This is a genomic window from Acidobacteriota bacterium (assembly GCA_030697165.1).
Lineage (GTDB): Bacteria > Acidobacteriota > Vicinamibacteria > Vicinamibacterales > UBA2999 > 12-FULL-67-14b.
Genome location: JAUYQQ010000021.1, coordinates 110,903 through 127,444 on the forward strand (window position 1 = coordinate 110,903; position 16,542 = coordinate 127,444).

The 16,542-nt window shown below is 65.3% G+C and carries 12 protein-coding genes; 7 read left to right on the top strand and 5 right to left on the bottom strand.

The window, feature by feature from the left end; translation table 11 throughout:
- Positions 1 to 30: 30 nt before the first annotated feature.
- Both Q8T13_19290 and Q8T13_19295 read left to right on the top strand, forming a co-directional pair.
- Entirely contained in the window at positions 31 to 1,386 is a 1,356-nt protein-coding gene (locus tag Q8T13_19290; GenBank protein ID MDP3719911.1) for a TldD/PmbA family protein, read from the top strand.
- A gap of 76 nt (positions 1,387 to 1,462) precedes the next feature.
- Complete coding sequence (locus Q8T13_19295; GenBank protein ID MDP3719912.1) at positions 1,463 to 3,043, top strand: TldD/PmbA family protein; 1,581 nt, start codon at positions 1,463 to 1,465, stop codon at positions 3,041 to 3,043.
- Positions 3,044 to 3,193: 150 nt separating this feature from the next.
- Here the strand turns inward: Q8T13_19295 and Q8T13_19300 are convergent, their stop codons facing one another.
- Both Q8T13_19300 and Q8T13_19305 read right to left on the bottom strand, forming a co-directional pair.
- The gene (locus Q8T13_19300) at positions 3,194 to 3,400 is read right to left on the bottom strand and encodes a CsbD family protein (GenBank protein ID MDP3719913.1); all 207 of its coding nucleotides are present in this window, start codon (positions 3,398 to 3,400) and stop codon (positions 3,194 to 3,196) included.
- Between the two features lie 22 nt (positions 3,401 to 3,422).
- Positions 3,423 to 3,860, bottom strand: a complete 438-nt coding sequence (locus Q8T13_19305) for a BON domain-containing protein (GenBank protein ID MDP3719914.1) — start codon at positions 3,858 to 3,860, stop codon at positions 3,423 to 3,425.
- Positions 3,861 to 4,177: 317 nt separating this feature from the next.
- Here Q8T13_19305 and Q8T13_19310 point away from each other — a divergent pair, with 317 nt between their 5' ends.
- Positions 4,178 to 9,301: a response regulator gene (locus Q8T13_19310; GenBank protein ID MDP3719915.1), complete on the top strand. Its 5,124-nt coding sequence runs from the start codon at positions 4,178 to 4,180 to the stop codon at positions 9,299 to 9,301.
- The gene (locus tag Q8T13_19315; protein ID MDP3719916.1) at positions 9,298 to 11,025 is read left to right on the top strand and encodes a response regulator; all 1,728 of its coding nucleotides are present in this window, start codon (positions 9,298 to 9,300) and stop codon (positions 11,023 to 11,025) included. The genes Q8T13_19310 and Q8T13_19315 overlap by 4 nt, the downstream gene beginning before the upstream one ends.
- On the opposite strand, the gene Q8T13_19320 is transcribed toward Q8T13_19315, so the two are convergent.
- Complete coding sequence (locus Q8T13_19320; protein MDP3719917.1) at positions 10,994 to 11,659, bottom strand: DUF4159 domain-containing protein; 666 nt, start codon at positions 11,657 to 11,659, stop codon at positions 10,994 to 10,996. The genes Q8T13_19315 and Q8T13_19320 overlap by 32 nt on opposite strands.
- Before the next feature lie 89 nt (positions 11,660 to 11,748).
- On the opposite strand from Q8T13_19320, the gene Q8T13_19325 reads away from it, so the two are divergent.
- The gene (locus Q8T13_19325; GenBank protein ID MDP3719918.1) at positions 11,749 to 12,852 is read left to right on the top strand and encodes an AI-2E family transporter; all 1,104 of its coding nucleotides are present in this window, start codon (positions 11,749 to 11,751) and stop codon (positions 12,850 to 12,852) included.
- Positions 12,853 to 12,964: 112 nt separating this feature from the next.
- The gene (locus Q8T13_19330) at positions 12,965 to 13,561 is read left to right on the top strand and encodes a ferritin-like domain-containing protein (protein ID MDP3719919.1); all 597 of its coding nucleotides are present in this window, start codon (positions 12,965 to 12,967) and stop codon (positions 13,559 to 13,561) included.
- Between the two features lie 4 nt (positions 13,562 to 13,565).
- On the opposite strand, the gene Q8T13_19335 is transcribed toward Q8T13_19330, so the two are convergent.
- Positions 13,566 to 13,766, bottom strand: a complete 201-nt coding sequence (locus tag Q8T13_19335; GenBank protein ID MDP3719920.1) for a hypothetical protein — start codon at positions 13,764 to 13,766, stop codon at positions 13,566 to 13,568.
- Positions 13,767 to 14,010: 244 nt separating this feature from the next.
- Between Q8T13_19335 and Q8T13_19340 the strand changes: the two genes are divergently transcribed.
- Positions 14,011 to 14,850: a hypothetical protein gene (locus tag Q8T13_19340; protein MDP3719921.1), complete on the top strand. Its 840-nt coding sequence runs from the start codon at positions 14,011 to 14,013 to the stop codon at positions 14,848 to 14,850.
- Here Q8T13_19340 and Q8T13_19345 read toward each other — a convergent pair whose 3' ends face one another.
- Positions 14,851 to 16,389 carry an AsmA-like C-terminal region-containing protein gene (locus Q8T13_19345; GenBank protein MDP3719922.1) on the bottom strand — a complete coding sequence of 513 codons (1,539 nt, stop codon included), beginning with the start codon at positions 16,387 to 16,389 and terminating at the stop codon, positions 14,851 to 14,853.
- Between the last annotated feature and the right edge of the window lie 153 nt (positions 16,390 to 16,542).

A 16,542-nucleotide genomic window follows, 5' to 3' on the forward strand; every position in this document is an offset into this window, starting at 1 on the left:
GACTCCCGACTCCCGGCAAGGATCATTGAAATGGCTTATTCACGAGACGAGATCAAGCAGATCACCGACAAGGTGCTCAACATGTGCAAGGCCGACGCCGTCGAGGTCCGGTTTTCGGGCGGCGAGCGGTCGGCGACACGGTTTGCCAACTCCAGCATCACCGCCAACCTGATCGAGCACGACCAGGAAGTGCAGATCACGGTGCGCTACGGGCAGAAGTCGGCGAGCGCGACGACGCACCAGTTCGATGACGAGTCGCTGACGCGGACCATCGACGCGGTGCAGGCGCTGGCGCGGCGCAAGCCCGACAACCCCGAGTTGATGCCGCTGGTGAAGCCGCCCCAGACCTACATCGAGGTGGACGCGGCGTCGCCGTCGGCGATCGCGTTTGGTCCGGCCGAGCGCGCGAAGATGGTCAAGGCCAGCACCGACATCTGCGAGAAGAAGGGCGTGCTCGGCGCCGGCTACATTCCCAAGTTCGACTGGGTGGACGCGTCGGCCAACTCCGCCGGCCTGTTCACGTACTTCCACTATGCGGATGCCAGCTTCATCCTGACCTGCCGCACGCCGGACCAAACCGGCTCGGGCTGGGCCGGGACGACCGGGGTCAAGGACATCAAGAACATCGACGCCGAGATGCTGACCAACGTGGCGGCCGACAAGGCGCTGCGGTCGCGCAAGCCGCGGGCGATTGAGCCCGGCAACTACACCGTGATTCTCGAATCGCGGCCGGCCGCTCGCTACCTGTCGCTGATCCTGGGAGCGCTCAACGCGCGCAATGCTGAGGAGGGCCGCAGCTTCATGAGCGGCAAGCAGCGCGGCGAGACGCGCCTGGGCGAGAAGGTGTTTGGCGACAACTTCACGCTGCGCAGCGAGATCGGCAACCCGGTCCTGCGCCAGAGCCCGATCGGTCAGGACGGCCTCGCCGCCAAGAGCGTGACCTGGATCGAGAAGGGCGTCGTCAAGAACCTGTTCTACGACCGCTTCTGGGCCAACCGCCAGAAGAAGGAGCCGACCGCCACCACCCCGGGCATGAGCCTGGTGATGGAAGGCGGCACGACCAGTGTCGAGGAGATGATCAAGAGCACCAAGCGCGGCCTGCTGGTGTCGTTCTTCTGGTATATCCGCGGCGTGGACAACATGACGCTGCTCAACACCGGCATGACGCGCGATGGCCTGTTCCTGATCGAGAACGGCGAAATCGTCGCCCCGGTGCAGAACTTCCGCTGGAACGAATCGCCGGCGGTGAGCTTCAACAACATCTCGGCGCTCGGCCCGGCCATTCCCATGCACACCGGCGAGGCCTACGACAACCCGGGCACGGCGCTGGTGCCGGCCATGAAGCTCGAAGATTTCACCATGACGTCCATTTCCCCGGCGGTCTAGAGCGCGGGCAACCCTAAAGGGTTGCCCCCACCGACGATTGTGGAGGCAACCCTTTAGGGTTGCCTGGAGACAGCAAATGAAGAGAAGAGATTTCGTCAAAACCCTCGGCGCCACCGGCGTCGCCCTCTACGCCAGCGACCTGGTCGGCGACCTGATCGCCCAGTCGCCCCGGGGCCGCGTCATGGAATCGCGCTTCAAGGGCCTGTCGGACATCGCGCTGTCAGAGGCCAGGCGCCTCGGCTGCAGCTACGCTGACATCCGCTTCACCCGTAACGTCAACGACAGCGTCGCCGTTCGCGACCGTATTGTCACCGACTCGTTCGGCTTCGGCGCCGGCGGCATGGAGACCAGCGCCGGCTTCGGCGTGCGTGTCATCCACAGCGGCGTGTGGGGCTTTGCCAGCAGCCCGTTCGTGACCGAGGGCGACATCAAGAAGATCACCGCGCTGGCCACGGAAGTGGCCAAGGCGAGCGCGATCAGCAAGCGTTTCGAGGTCAAGCTGGCGCCGGTCCAGGCCTACCAGGATTACTGGGCGGCCAAGGTCGAGCAGAAGCCAGAGGACGTATCGCTCGACGACAAGATCGCGTTCCTCATGAAGATCAACGAGGCGGCGCTCAAGGTGCCCGGCGTGATCCGCGTGCAGTCGAACATGGCGTTCGACTTCGAGTGGAAGTATCTCGCGACCTCGGAGGGTTCCTACATCGAGCAGGAGATCTACCGCACCTCGCCGGGCTTCACGGTCACCGCCCTCAAGGACGGCAAGGCCAAGTCGCGCACCTTCTCGGTGGCGCCGAAGTCGGCCGGCTACGAAGTGGTGCTGAACGCGAAGATGCTCGAGAACGTCGAGCGCATTGCCGCCGAGGCGGTGGAGCACTGCACCGCGCCGCCCGCGGGCGTGGGCCTCAAGGACCTGATCATGACGCCGGCGCACGCCATGCTCACCATCCACGAGATCGTCGCGCACCCCACCGAACTGGACCGCGTCGTCGGCTACGAGGCCAACTACGCCGGCACGAGCTTTGTGAAGGCGTCGGATGTCGGCAAGCTGATGATGGGCTCGAAGCTGTTCAACGTGACCTGCGACCGCACGCTCGAAGGTGGCATGTGCACGGTGGGCTATGACGATGACGGCGTGAAGTCGCAGTCGTGGCCGCTGATTCGCGAAGGCAAGCTGGTGGACCTGCAGACCAACCGCGAGACGGCGCACTACATTGGCCAGAACACCTCGAAGGGCTGCACCTTCGCGACCTCGTGGCGCAACTACCCGTTCCTGCGCATGCCCAACGTGCATGTCGATGCGGGTCCGCCGGGATCGCCGACGCCGGAAGAGATCATCGCCGACACCAAGGACGGCATCCTGATCGACGGCCGCGGCAGCTACTCGATCGATCAGCAGCGCTACAACGGCCAGTTCGGCGGCGACGCGTACTGGGAGATCAAGAACGGCAAGAAGACGCGGATGTTGAGCGACGTCACCTACAACGCCATCACCACCGATTTCTGGCAGAACCTCGACGCGACGTCAGGGAAGGAATCGTGGGAGATGTTCGGGACCACCGGCGACGCCAAGGGACAGCCGGTGCAGATCAATCACCCGTCGCACGGCTCACCCTGGTGCCGCATTCGCCGCATCATGGTTGGCGCCGCGTTCTCGTAGACGAAAAAAGAGCCGGAAGGGCAGTGTTCAAGACACGCCCTTTCGGCTCTACCCCCAAAGTTGAGGTCCGCCTAACCGCCTACGCCGAGGCTACGGCGGGTCAAGAAGGCGGACACCACATCTGTAGCCTCCGGCTTTAGCCGGAGCTAGTTAGACCGCGGACGAGTTGTTCAGCCAGGTGTCGACGTCGCGCTCGGCCTGGTCACGGGCGATGCCGTAACGCTCCTGCACGCGGCCGACCAACTGGTCCTTCTTGCCGTCGAGCTGGTCGATTTCGTCGTCGGTCAGCTCGCCCCACTGCTCCTTGACCTTGCCCTTGAGCTGGGTCCACTTGCCTTGGAGAATGTCCTGGTTCATCGTTTGTCTCCTTGAAGATCCGCTAGGGATTCGGCACTACCGTGAGCTGGTTGTCGACGCGATAGCCCGGTGCTTCAGCGGCCGCGATGCGGGCTGCCTCGTCGCGCTGCGTCGCGGTCTTGACGGACCCCTTCAGCACAACTGACTTGGTTTCATGGAACGTGTCCACGTTGATGTGGCTGGCGTCGACCGTGCGGTCGGCCATCAGCGCTGACTTCACGTCGATGGTTTCGATGGCAGCAGCGATGGCGCCGCCGGCGTTTGCGGCCGCGTCGCGCGTTGCGGCCGAGGCATCGCGCGCAGCGTCGGCGGCGCCTGCCCTGGTGTCGGCCGTCGCGGCGGCAGCCGCGTCAGCATTGCGTTCAGCGTCCTTCTCGACGCCAGCGGCGGTATTCGAGCACCCTGCGAGAGCGAAGCCGCTTATAAGTGCGACTGCGAGATATCCGTTCTTCAAGCTCATCGGTCCTCCTGTGGGCTTCCGTGCCCGACACGGTTTGACCTATCAAGTTCAGTGCCAGCCGTCCTGGGGCAAAACCCCGCGATTTCGGCCAACTATTGGAACCAGCGGGAGCAACCCTGGTCATCGGGCATCCAAGTGGGGATTGGGGCCGTGAGCTGACCCAGCTCGGGCACTGTTTGGGTAATCCGCTGCCAACAGTCGGCAGCACTGGCGAGCGAAGGCGCCAACTGAGCAGGCGTGTTCTTTGCATCGACCGGCTGAGTTTCCAGCAAAGGACCAATTTCATGCACGTGGCTCGGAAGACGACCGGAAGCAAGATGCGCGCAGCGGCCGCAGGCACCGACATCCTCGACCAGAAGCGGTTGTTGAGTGTCCTGTCGAACTACGAGCGCGGCGATTTCGCGGTGCGGATGCCCGAAGACCGCACCGGCCTGGCCGGCAAGATCTGCGATGCGCTCAACTGCACGATTGAGCGCAACGAGCGCCTGGTCAAGGAACTGGAGCGCCTCAGCACCGTCGTCGGCAAGGCCGGCAACGTCAAGCAGCGCGCCCAGATGCCGTATGCCGAAGGCAGCTGGAGTACTGCGATCGAGTCGGTGAATGCGCTGGTCTCGGACCTGGTGCAGCCGACCACGGAAGTGGCACGCGTCATTGGCGCGGTGGCCAAGGGTGACCTGACGCAATCGATGTCGCTCGAGATTGACGACCGCCCGCTGACCGGCGAGTTCTTGCGCACCGCCAAGGTCGTGAACACGATGGTCGCGCAGCTGGGCACCTTCTCCTCGGAAGTCACCCGCGTGGCCCGCGAAGTGGGCAGCGAGGGCAAGCTGGGCGGGCAGGCGGTCGTCAAGGGCGTGGCCGGCACCTGGAAAGACCTGACCGACAACGTCAACCTGATGGCGGCCAACCTGACCAGCCAGGTCCGCAACATCGCCGAGGTGACCACGGCCGTCGCCAAGGGGGACCTGTCGAAGAAGGTCACTGTCGACGTCAAGGGCGAGATTCTCGAGCTGAAGAACACCGTCAACACCATGGTGGACCAGCTGAGCTCGTTCGCCTCGGAAGTGACCCGCGTGGCGAAGGAAGTCGGCACCGAAGGCCAGCTGGGTGGCCAGGCCGACGTGCGCGGCGTCGCCGGCACGTGGAAGGACTTGACCGACAACGTCAACGCCATGGCCGGCAACCTCACCGTGCAGTTGCGCGACATGTCGAAGGTCTCGAGCGCCATCGCCAGCGGCGACCTGTCGCGGAAGATCACGGTCGATGCCCGTGGCGAGATTCTGCAGATCAAGGACGTCATCAACACGATGGTCGACCAGCTGAGCTCGTTCGCGTCGGAAGTGACGCGCGTGGCGAAGGAGGTCGGCACCGAAGGCAAGCTTGGCGGCCAGGCCGAAGTGGTCGGCGTCGCCGGCACCTGGAAGGACCTGACCGACAACGTCAACGGCATGGCCAGCAACCTGACCAACCAGGTGCGCAACATCGCCGACGTGACCACCGCCGTGGCGCGTGGTGACCTCTCCAAGAAGATCACGGTTGACGCCCGTGGCGAAATTCTCGAGCTGAAGAGCACCGTCAACACGATGGTCGATCAGCTGAGCTCGTTTGCCTCCGAAGTGACGCGCGTCGCCAAGGAAGTGGGCACCGAAGGGCAATTGGGCGGCCAGGCCGACGTGCGCGGCGTCGCCGGTACCTGGAAAGACCTCACCGACAACGTCAACGAACTGGCCGGCAACCTGACCGTGCAGTTGCGCGACGTGTCGAAGGTGGCCACCGCCATCGCCACCGGCGACCTGAACCAGAAGATCACGGTGCAGGCGCAGGGCGAGATCCTGCAGATCAAGAACGTCGTCAACACCATGACCGACCAGCTGAACGCGTTTGCGTCGGAAGTGACGCGCGTGGCGCGCGAAGTCGGCACGGAGGGCAAGCTCGGTGGCCAGGCCGACGTGCGCGGCGTCGCCGGCACCTGGCGCGACCTGACCGACTCGGTCAACTCCATGGCCGGCAACCTCACCGGCCAGGTGCGCAACATCGCCGAAGTCACCACCGCGGTAGCCCGCGGCGACCTCTCCAAGAAGATTACCGTCGACGTGCGTGGCGAGATTCTCGAGCTGAAGGACACCGTCAACACCATGGTGGACCAGCTCAGTTCGTTTGCGGCCGAAGTGACCCGCGTCGCGAAGGAAGTGGGCACCCAGGGTGAGCTTGGCGGCCAGGCCGACGTGCCCGGGGTCGGCGGCACCTGGAAGGACCTGACCGACTCGGTCAACTCGATGGCCGCCAACCTGACCAGCCAGGTGCGCAACATCGCCGAAGTCACGACCGCCGTGGCCCGCGGCGACCTCTCCAAGAAGATCACCGTCGACGTGCGCGGCGAGATTCTGGAGCTGAAGGACACCGTCAACACCATGGTGGACCAGCTCAGTTCGTTCGCCGCCGAAGTGACCCGCGTCGCGAAGGAAGTGGGCACCGAAGGCAAGCTGGGCGGCCAGGCCGGCGTGCCCGGCGTCGCGGGTACCTGGAAGGACCTGACCGACAACGTCAATCGCCTCGCCGCCAACCTCACCACCCAGGTCCGCGCCATCGCCGAGGTGGCCACCGCCGTCACCAAGGGCGATCTGTCGCAGTCGATCAACGTCGAAGCGGCCGGCGAGGTGGCGGCGCTGAAGGACAACATCAACGAGATGATCGTCAACCTGCGCGAGACGACCGAGAAGAACACCGCGCAGGACTGGCTGAAGACGAACCTCGCGAAGTTCACGCGCCTGCTGCAGGGGCAGCGCGACCTGGCCACCGTGTCGCGCACCATCCTGTCGGAACTGGCGCCGCTCGTGCCGATGCAGCACGGCGTCATCTACTTCAACGAGTCGACGACCGAAGCGCCGGACCTGCGGCTGCTGGCCAGCTACGCCTATGCCGAGGGCGAGAACCGGCGCACGCGTTTCCGCGCCGGCGAGGGCCTGGTCGGCCAGGCCGCGGTCGAGCGCCAGCCGATCCTGCTGACCGACGTGCCCCACAACTACGTGCAGATCAGTTCCGGGCTGGGCGCCGCCGCGCCCACCAACATCTTCGTCGTGCCGGTGCTCTTTGAGGGAAAGGTCAAGGCCGTCATCGAGCTGGCCTCGTTCTACCGCTTCAACGACACCCACCTGAACTTCCTCGGCCAGCTCACCGAGTCAATCGGCATCGTCCTCAACACGATCACGGCGACGATGCGCACCGAGGAGCTGCTGAAGCAGTCGCAGTCGCTGGCGACCGAGCTGCAGAAGACCAACGAAGAACTGGAAGAGAAGGCCGAGCTGCTGGCCACCCAGAACGCCGAAGTGGAGCAGAAGAACTTCGAGATCGACCAGGCGCGCCTGTCGCTCGAAGACAAGGCGGCGCAGCTGGCGCTGACCTCGCGCTACAAGTCCGAGTTCCTGGCCAACATGTCGCACGAACTGCGGACGCCGCTCAACAGCCTGCTGATCCTGTCGCGCCTGCTGGCGCAGAACACCGAGCAGACGCTTACCGACAAGCAGGTCGAGTTCGCCAAGACCATTCACGCCTCCGGCTCGGACCTGCTCGAGCTGATCAACGAGATTCTCGATCTGTCGAAAATCGAGTCGGGCATGATGGACGTGGATGCCGTCCCGGTGTCGCTCGCCCAGGTACAGTCGTACGTCGAGCGCACCTTCCGCGAGGTGGCCGGCAGCAAGGGCCTGCATTTCTCGGTGGACCTCGACCCGCGCGCGCTGCAGTCGATCATCACCGACCAGAAGCGCGTGCAGCAGGTGCTCAAGAACCTGCTCTCGAACGCCATCAAGTTTACCGAGCACGGGGCGGTGACGCTGACGATCGAGCCGGCCACGACCGGCTGGACCCCCGGCCATTCCTCCCTCGATCGCGCCACCAACGTGGTGGCCTTTCGCGTGGACGACACCGGGATCGGCATCGCGTCCGACAAGCACCAGGTCATCTTCGAGGCGTTCCAGCAGGCCGACGGCACGACCAGCCGGAAGTACGGCGGCACTGGCCTCGGCCTGTCGATCAGCCGTGAGATTGCCAAGCTGCTCGGCGGCGAGATTCGCCTGAACAGCGCGGTCGGCAAGGGCAGCAGCTTCACCCTGTACCTGCCGTCGGTCTACGTCGCGGCCCTGACCGCGGGCGAGCGCGCCGAGGTGCCGGTCGAAAGGCGACTCGCCGTCGACCGCGCGCTGGCCGCCGAGGACACGCCGGTTGACGACAACCCGCTGCACGACGACCGGTCGCTGATCGAGCCGGGAGACCCGGTGCTGTTGATCATCGAGAACGACATGGCCTTCGCCCGGATCCTGATGGACCTGGCGCGCCAGCGCCAGTTCCGCTGCCTGGCCTCGGTGCGCGGCGACATCGGGCTGCAGATGGCCCGCCAGTTCCGCCCCGACGCCATCACCCTCGACCTCGACTTGCCGGGGCTCGACGGCTGGAACGTGCTCGATCGGTTGAAGCACGATCCCAGCACCCGCCACATCCCGGTCCATGTGATCTCGGTCACCGACGATCCGCGCCGCGGCATGCGCCTCGGTGCCAAGACCTTCGTGGCGAAGCCGTCGGACGCGGATGAGCTGGGCGCGGCGTTCGAGGCCATTCGCGAGTTCAACGACCGGAAGATGAAGACCCTGCTGATCGTCGAAGATGACGAGGTGCAGCGGGGCACGCTGGTCGAGCTGATTGGCGACCGCGACGTCCAGATCACCGCGGTTGGCAGCGGCCGCGAGGCGATGGCCCAGCTCACCGAGCAGCAGTTCGACTGCATTGTCCTGGATCTCGGATTGAGTGACATGAGCGGCCTCGACCTGCTCGAACAGATGCGGTCGGACCGCGCCCTGTCGCAGGTTCCGGTGATTGTCTACACCGGCAAGGAGCTGTCGCGCAGCGAGGAGGTCGAGCTGCGCCGGCTGGCCCAGACCATCATCATCAAGGACGTCCAGTCGCCCGACCGGTTGCTCGACGAGACCACGCTGTTCCTGCACCGGGTCGAGAGCGCCTTGTCGCCCGACAAGCAGCGCCTGCTCGACCAGCTCCACCGTAGCGATCCCACCCTGACCGGCAAGAAGGCGCTGGTCGTGGACGACGACATCCGCAACATCTTCGCGCTGACCAGCATCCTCGAGCGGTATGAGATGGACGTACAGTATGCCGAGAATGGCCACGACGCGTTGCGGCTGCTTGGCGAGAACCCCGACATCGACGTGGTGTTGATGGACGTGATGATGCCCGAGATGGATGGCTACGAGGCCACCCGGCGCATTCGCGATAACAGCACCTTCGAGGACCTGCCCATCATCGCGATTACCGCCAAGGCCATGAAGGGCGATCGGGAGAAGTGCATCAGTGCCGGCGCCTCGGACTACGTGACCAAGCCGGTCGATACCGACCAGCTGATTTCGCTGCTGCGGGTGTGGCTGTCCAAGTGAGCACACCCGTCAACATCCTGGTCGTGGACGACCGGGACGAGAACCTGCTGGCCCTCGAGGCGGTGTTGAGCGATCCGGGCTACCGCATCGTGCGGGCGCGCTCGGGCCGGGAGGCGCTCAGGGAAGTGCTCGACCAGGACTTCGCGCTGATCCTGCTCGACGTGCAGATGCCGGGCGTCGATGGCTACGAAACGGCCGTGCTGATTCGCGAGCGGCCGCGGTCCCGGCAGACGCCCATTATCTTCCTGACCGCCAATGACTGGGGTTCGCAGCACGTGTTTCGCGGCTACACCGTCGGCGCGGTTGATTACCTCGTCAAGCCGGTGTCGGCGGACGTGCTCCGGTCGAAGGTCGCGGTGTTCGTCGAGCTGTTCAACAGGCAGGAGGCGCTGCGGCTGGCGCAAGCTGAGCTCGAGCAGCGGATTGCCGAGCGGACGCGCGAGCTGGCCTCTGCGAACGTCGCCCTCTCGGCCGAGGTCGAAGAACGCCGGCGAATCGAACAGGAGCGAGTCAGGCTGCTGACGCGCGAACAGGCCGCGCGCCTGGAGGCGGAAGCCGCCAACCGCTTGAAGGACGAGTTCCTGGCGACCCTGTCGCACGAGCTGCGGACGCCGCTGAACGCCATCATGGGCTGGGCCCATGTGCTGAACCAGAGCACCGGCGATCGGCCCACGGTGCAGCGCGCCGCCGACGTCATCCGCCAGAACGCGACTGCCCAGGCCCAGATGATCGAGGACATTCTCGACGTCTCGCGCATTGTCGGCGGCCGGCTCGTGCTCGATGCCCGCCCGGTGCAGCTGCGGGAGGTAATCGACGACGCCATCGACTCGCTGGCGCCGGCGTCAGCGGCCAAGAACATCCAGATCGTCCGCCGCCTGGCCGACGGCGTGCTCGTGCACGGCGACCGCGACCGCCTGCAGCAGGTCGTGTGGAACCTGGTGTCGAACGCGCTCAAGTTCACGCCCAAGGGGGGCCGCATCGAAGTTGAGCTGCAGGATGCCGACGGCGATGCGGCGATTCGCGTCACCGACACCGGCATCGGCATTGCGAGTGACTTCCTGCCGTTCGTGTTCGACCGGTTCCGGCAGGCCAACAGTTCCAAGAGCCGCCGCCATAGCGGCCTGGGCCTGGGCATGGCGATCGTGCGTCACCTGGTGGAGCTCCACGGCGGCACGGTCAGCGCCGAAAGCGCGGGCGAGGGCAAGGGCGCCACCTTTCGGCTGCGGCTGCCGCGGGGCGCCGACCTGCCCCGGGTAGCCGAAACCGCTGCGGCGCGGGTCGAGGACCGCGACGAAGAGGACGCGGCGCTCGAGCACCTGCACGGCGTGCACATCCTGATCGTCGAAGACGATGCGGATTCACGTAACGTACTGGCGCTGCTATTGCGGAAGCTGGGCGCCCTGGTGGAGGCGGTCGCGTCGGCACGCGAAGCCCTTGATCGGCTCACCGCGCGGCGGCCCGACGTGTTGGTCAGCGACATCGGGATGCCGGATGAAGATGGCTATTCGCTGATTCGGCAGGTCAGGCAGATGCCGGCCGACCTGGCGCGAAAGCTGCCCGCGATTGCCCTGACGGCTTATGCGCGGCGGCAGGATGCCGAGGCCGCGCTTGGCGCCGGCTTCGACTGCCACCTGCCCAAGCCGGTGGCGCCGGCGGAATTGATCAGGGCGATTAAGGGAATTGTGGAAGCGTCTAACTTGTCATCGCGTAAACCACAATATTGACGCCGAAGCGGGTGTTGTCGTCGCGCTGGAAGCGCTTGTTGCGCCAGTCGTAGTCCCACTCGCAGCCGTAGTCCTTGTTCGAATACAGCACGCCCACGCGGTTGTTCACCGACACCCCTCGCAGGTAGTCGTGCACCATGTCGTCGCCCCAGCCGTTTAGTTCGTGCGCGGTCTGCGGCGGGCCGTCGGGGAATGGGAAGAACGCGCGGTACAGCGGGTGGGTGCGCGGCAGCTTGTCGAGGACGCCCGGTCCCGGAAAGGCCAGGCGCATCTCCTGCTCGAACGACGTCGCGTACAAGCCGGCGACATCGTGGTTGCAGTCGTCCGAGAACAGCAGCCCGCCGCGCTCCACGAAACGGCGCAGCTGGGCGCGTTCGGCCTCCGAGAAGCGCACCAGCTTGTGACCGGTCATGAACAGGAATGGAAAGGCGAGTAGTTCCTCGGAGTCGGCGGTGATCACGATCTCTTCCGGGTACACGGGAATACTCGTGTACTCGACGACCGAATTGAGGATGTTCGCGGCCACCTTCGGGTTGTAGTCCCAGTCCCCGGATTCATAGCGAAGGCGGGCAAACACAAACTCGTGCGACCGTGGCTGGCCACGAACGGGGCGCGGCACCTGATCCAGCGTCATCAAATCAACGATATCAGCACTCCAGCACGTCCGCACCGTAGCACCCCAGCACCGGAGGTGGCTGGCACGGTTTGTGTTTATGGATGAACATGCCTGACGAGCTGCGTCCAGAGGACAAACCGGCGGCCCTCGCCACCGTACCCACCCGGATCACTGCGATCCAGGTGATTGCCTGCCTGCTGCTGCTGTTCGCGCTGCGCTATGCGGAGGGGGTCCTGGCGCCCCTGATGGTTGCGGTGCTGGTTGCCCTTGCCCTGGCGCCGCCGGTGCGCGCATTGTCGCGACTGGTGCCGCGCTGGGCCGCCTCAGCCGTGGTCGTGCTCCTGATCGCGTCGGCCTTCGGCACGACCGCGTATCTTCTGTCCGACCAGGTCACCGCGTTCAGCCGCCGCCTGCCGAGCCTGGTGCGGGAGGTGCGATCGGCGGTGCTGTCGGCGTCGCCGCGGCAGGGACTGTTGACGCAGTTGCAGCAGGCCGTCAGCGAGTTGGAACGGTCAACATCGAGTCCCCGCAATGGCAGCACGCCGGTGACCATCGTCGAACCCGTTGACGTGCAGCGGGGCGTGTTGACAGGCGCGCGCCGACTGGCGAACTACCTCGGCCAGGGCGTGATGATGTTGTTCCTGGTCTACTTCCTGCTCGCGTCTGGCGACATGTTCAAGCAGAAGCTCGTCAAGCTTGGCGGCCGCCGACTGTCCGAGCGGAAGATCACGCTGCAGATGATCGAGGAAATCAACCTCAAGATCGGTCGCTTCGTGTTCTACCAGGCGTGGAGCGGCGTCCTGGTCGGACTGCTGACCTGGCTGGCCTTCTGGTGGATTGGGGTCCGCTACGCGGGCCTGTGGGGCGTGGCCGCGGGGGTGCTCAACACCGTGCCGTATGCCGGTCCCACGTTCATCATGATCGCGTCCGCGGTGGCGGCGATGATCCAGTTCAAGTCGGTTGGCATGGTGATGCTGGTGGCGGGCGTGTCGGTGGGCATCACCGGTCTTGAAGGCTTCCTGCTCGCGCCGCTGTTTCTCGGGCAGGCGGCCCATGTGAATTCAGTGGCCGTGTTCGTCGCGGTTATGTTCTGGGGCTGGCTATGGGGAGGCGTCGGCCTCATCATTGCCGTGCCGGTGTTGATGATTGTGAAAACAGTCGCGGATCACGTGGAATCGCTCCAGGGACTGCGCGAGTTGCTCTCCGATTGAGGCGCAGCTTGGCCCGCCGTAGCTTTAGCGGCCGGTACGGCCATTGCACCTCGAGACCGCATCGAGCCCACACATATGCGCCGCGGTCTGGCGGCAACATCAGGAGAGTGACATGGCTGGAAACACGTTGAGAGATGCGTTCGTTGACGAGGTTCGGGATATGTACAACGCCGAGAAGCAACTGCTGAAGGCGCTGCCCAAGCTGGCGAAGGCGGCGAGCAGCGATGAGCTGCGCACGGCGCTCGAAAGCCACCTCGAGGAAACCCAGGGGCAGGTCGCCCGCCTGGAGAAGGTGTTCGAACTGCTCGACGAGAAGCCGCGCGGCAAGCACTGCGCCGGCATGGCCGGCATCATCGAAGAGGGCAGTGACATGCTGCAAGAGGACTTCGAAGGTGCGGTCATGGACGCGTGCATCATCGCGGCCGGCCAGCGCGCCGAGCACTACGAGATGGCCGCCTACGGCACCTCGATCGCCTGGGCCGAGGCGCTCGGGCTGACCGAGGTCGCCCAGCTGCTGACCGAGACCCTGGAGGAGGAAAAGGCCGCCGACATGAAGCTGTCGGCCATGGCCGAAGCGGGCATCAACGACGCCGCGACCACTGACGACCCGGACGAAATGGACGAGGACGACGAAGACGAGCCAGCGAAGACCGAATCCACACGGGTCGGCGCGCTGGCCCGGTCAGCGAAACGTCGGGCGAAAGGGTAGGAGCCTAGACTGAGGAAGGCAGGCGATAACGCTGCCCATCGGGGCGGACGAGAATGCCTGCCTTCACCAGTTCGTGCAACAGGTTCTGCGCCTGATCAGGGCTGAGCTGCCACAGGCGTGCCGCTTGGGCCGTGGTCAAACACATCCCCGGCATCTCGCGAAACTCCGCGCGGGCACGCGCGGCCAAGTCGGTGAGTTCGTGCATCGTCTGTGGTCTGTTCATCGTGCCGTCTCCCCGGCGCGACTTGATGCACTTTGGATGCCATCAAGTGGACGACAAAAGGCGGCGACTTTCACGACTTGCTGATTGCGCAGGAGAATGAGCGCGGTCGAGTAGTGCGCAATCCTTGCAATCGCGTGCCGAAGATTCCCCATGCGCTTCACAAGCGCAGAACCGGGCGATTTAAGAATTGCCGGCAAAGTGGCGGGACAATTGCACTGCCACGAGCATGCATCTCAAATTGATTCTCGCTACCGCCGTGATCGCTCTCTCCATGGTCCCGCTCGCTGCCCAGGAGCAGGACCGCGCCACCGTGCAGCTGCGCGATGGCACCAAGGTCGAAGGTCGCATTGAAGAGCTCGGACAGGGCATCTTGTTCCTGCGCGTCTCGCGTGACGACCAGCGGCGAATTCCCATCTCCACTGTTGCCCTGATCGACCGGAAGGGCGCCGCCGCCGGCCTGCCGGATACCGAAATCAGCGAGGCCCGAAATGCCGAGCACTTGCTGCTCTTGACCGGCGGGTCGAGTGTCAAAGGCCAGCTGGTTCAGATTCGCGGGGGCGAGGGTTCAGGCGACGCCGGTCCGCGGACGTACGTGTTCAGGACCGCAGCGGGCGAGGAGCGTAGCTACCAGCCAGAGCAGGTGGCGCGCATCTACCTGGGGCTGTATCCGTTCGCAGCCGCGGTACAGAGCGACGTCGCCGCGGCGCCGCAAGTCCCGGCTGGGGCCATTCGCGTGCCCGCTTCGTCTGGTTGGGTCGCGACCGGCCTGACCGTTCGCAAGGGCGACCTGGTCTCGTTCACCACCTCGGGTGAAGTGCAGTTGTCAGACAACGCAGCCGATCGCGCCAAGGCGGCGGGCACGACCCGGACAGCGCAGATGGCGCCGCTGCCCACCGTGAATGCGGGCGCGTTGATCGGCCGGATCGGTAACAACGGCCGGCCCTTTGGCATTGGCGATCAGGCCAGCGTGCCGATGCCAGACGCGGGCATGTTGTATCTCGCGGTCAACGATGACGAGCGCGGCGACAACGCCGGCGAGTTCATCGTGCTCGTCAGCCGCCGCTGACTACTGTCCTCGCAGCGTCTTGCCCAGTTCGAGCCCAACCTTGGGCTCGTCCTGGGTGCCTTCCACGCGAATTACCAGTCGGGTACCAGCGCCGTTCTTGCGCAGCAGCGAATCAAACGGCTTGACCATCCAGCGCTTGAAGCCGGTCAGGGTGTTCGACGCCGACGCCTTCAGCAGCACTTCGCCCTCGAGCGCCAGCGTCCGGGAGCCGAGCCGATGCGTGCCGTCCAGCTTGATCGAGGCGCCCTGCACGGTAAAGGCGAGTCCGCGGTAGGTGAGCGCCCGCTTGCGCAGTGCGAACTTGCTGGTCACGTTCGAGGCGACGTTATCAATCGACTCGTCGGTGGGACGGCCCTGGCCGCGCCGGCTCAAGGTGTCGATCTTGTCCTGCACCCCCGCATCGGCGAATCGCAAGCGCTCCGCCTTGAACGAGCCCTCGAGTTCCAGCCGGTCCATGACGTCAGCATCGCCCTGCGGCAGGTCGAACGCGGCATCGACACTGACGGTGCCGCGGGCCATGGGCGGCTTCGCCTTGCTGGTGAGTTGTAACAGCTCGGCGAGGTTCACGGCCGTGGCAGTGACATTGAGCACGACCCGCTTGCCCCTCAAGCCGTGCGTGCCTTCGATCACGCCCCGGGCCTGCAGCGGCGAGTTGCCCAGCATGATGTCCACGCGCTTCAGTTCGACGTCGCCCTTGGTGCCGTCGACCAGCGCATCGTAAGTGGTCGTGAGCGGCAGGCTGGCGCCTTCGAGGGCCGTCAGCGTGAAGTCAGGCGTGCGGGTCTCCCCGCGCGTCACAATCTGCTCGAGGGTGCCGCCCATGCTCCCAGAAGCGTCCAGGTGGCCGCGCAGGCCTTTGATGGTTCCCAGGTCGGCGGCAAAGGCGTACTCGCCTTCGAGGGCGCTGGCGCCCGGCTCGGCCGCGTCCCACGGACCGAAGCGACCAGCCGATTCAATTGTCCCGTAGGGAATGGGATTGGTCAGCGCCGCCCTGAACCGCGCCGGAGCCTCGGCTCCAAGGTCATCCATTTCGAGCTCGTAGATGTCCCAGACCTTTGGGTTCTTGTCCTTGGTCCTTGGGATGATGGCCAGGCGTGTATTGGTGGCCGTGAATCGGCGCACCACGAGCGGCGGTCCTTCGCCGCCGCCGCCGTCGCCGGCCTTCGGCAAGGGCCGCTTGCCGGTCTCGTCCTTTGGCGGGATGTGCACTTCCATGCCGTCAACTCTGACGTGCTCGACCGTGGAACTCCACAAGTCCATCGGTTTCAAGTCGACGACAAACGACTGCACCACGATCAGCGGGGGAATGTCGGTGCGTCCATGGTGACGGATCACCAGGTCGCGAGCGGTGAGGCGAAGCGGAAATGGGGCCAATGAGACCCGTCCGAGCGTCACGTCGCTCTCCAGCGCTTCGCTGAGCGCACCGGTCACCGAGCGGTGCAGGCGCGGCTCGAGACCGCGCAGCGCGACGAGCACGCCGGCGGCGGCGGCGATCGCCAGGATGAGGCCCCCGGAGGCGAGCTTCAGGCGGCGACTCATGAGCGAATCAGGTTTGGGGTGACCCCGATGCGCGGGGACTCGGTGGTTCGCTGATGCCCGGGTGCTCCGACGGCATGGTCACCGGCGGCTCCGTCGAGGGCGGATTACTTGCGGGTTCCGGCTGCCCGGGAGAATTAGGCGGGCCGGGAACCG

Bases quoted from the DNA above. Each gene is read 5' to 3' on its own strand.
- Q8T13_19290 (MDP3719911.1), top strand. From the start codon at position 31: ATGGCTTATTCACGAGACGAGATCAAGCAGATCACCGACAAGGTGCTC.
- Q8T13_19295 (MDP3719912.1), top strand. From the start codon at position 1,463: ATGAAGAGAAGAGATTTCGTCAAAACCCTCGGCGCCACCGGCGTCGCC.
- Q8T13_19300 (MDP3719913.1), bottom strand. From the start codon at position 3,400: ATGAACCAGGACATTCTCCAAGGCAAGTGGACCCAGCTCAAGGGCAAG.
- Q8T13_19305 (MDP3719914.1), bottom strand. From the start codon at position 3,860: ATGAGCTTGAAGAACGGATATCTCGCAGTCGCACTTATAAGCGGCTTC.
- Q8T13_19310 (MDP3719915.1), top strand. From the start codon at position 4,178: ATGCGCGCAGCGGCCGCAGGCACCGACATCCTCGACCAGAAGCGGTTG.
- Q8T13_19320 (MDP3719917.1), bottom strand. From the start codon at position 11,659: ATGACGCTGGATCAGGTGCCGCGCCCCGTTCGTGGCCAGCCACGGTCG.
- Q8T13_19325 (MDP3719918.1), top strand. From the start codon at position 11,749: ATGCCTGACGAGCTGCGTCCAGAGGACAAACCGGCGGCCCTCGCCACC.
- Q8T13_19330 (MDP3719919.1), top strand. From the start codon at position 12,965: ATGGCTGGAAACACGTTGAGAGATGCGTTCGTTGACGAGGTTCGGGAT.
- Q8T13_19335 (MDP3719920.1), bottom strand. From the start codon at position 13,766: ATGCACGAACTCACCGACTTGGCCGCGCGTGCCCGCGCGGAGTTTCGC.
- Q8T13_19340 (MDP3719921.1), top strand. From the start codon at position 14,011: ATGCATCTCAAATTGATTCTCGCTACCGCCGTGATCGCTCTCTCCATG.
- Q8T13_19345 (MDP3719922.1), bottom strand. From the start codon at position 16,389: ATGAGTCGCCGCCTGAAGCTCGCCTCCGGGGGCCTCATCCTGGCGATC.